This is a genomic window from Tritonibacter sp. SIMBA_163 (assembly GCF_046535935.1).
Taxonomy (GTDB): Bacteria; Pseudomonadota; Alphaproteobacteria; order Rhodobacterales; family Rhodobacteraceae; genus Epibacterium; species Epibacterium scottomollicae.
This window is the reverse complement of record NZ_JAWJBP010000590.1, coordinates 1-265: the sequence shown is the minus strand read 5'-3', so window position 1 is coordinate 265 and position 265 is coordinate 1. Positions and strand designations below refer to the sequence as shown.

Annotated in this window: 1 protein-coding gene; it reads left to right on the top strand. The window is 59.2% G+C overall.

The window, feature by feature from the left end:
• A partial coding sequence (locus R0J92_RS23665; RefSeq protein WP_411053472.1) for a CheR family methyltransferase occupies nt 1–265 on the top strand: 265 nt, incomplete at both ends.

Genomic DNA, 265 nt, shown 5'->3' with positions numbered 1-265 from the left:
AGGAGCCCTATTCGATCGCGCTGACGGTCCTTGCGATGGCGCCGAATATCACCGACTACGATTTCAGGATTCTGGCCACCGACATCGATCCGAAGATCCTGGCGCTGGCACGGGCCGGTATATATGACGAAGCCGCGCTGGAGACGGTGACGCCGGTCATGCGCAAGCAGTCCTTCCGCGAAGTGGATGTGGGCGGTCGCCGCAAGTATCAGGTCGATGACCGGGTCAAGAAGCTCATCACCTTCAACGAACTGAACCTGATGGC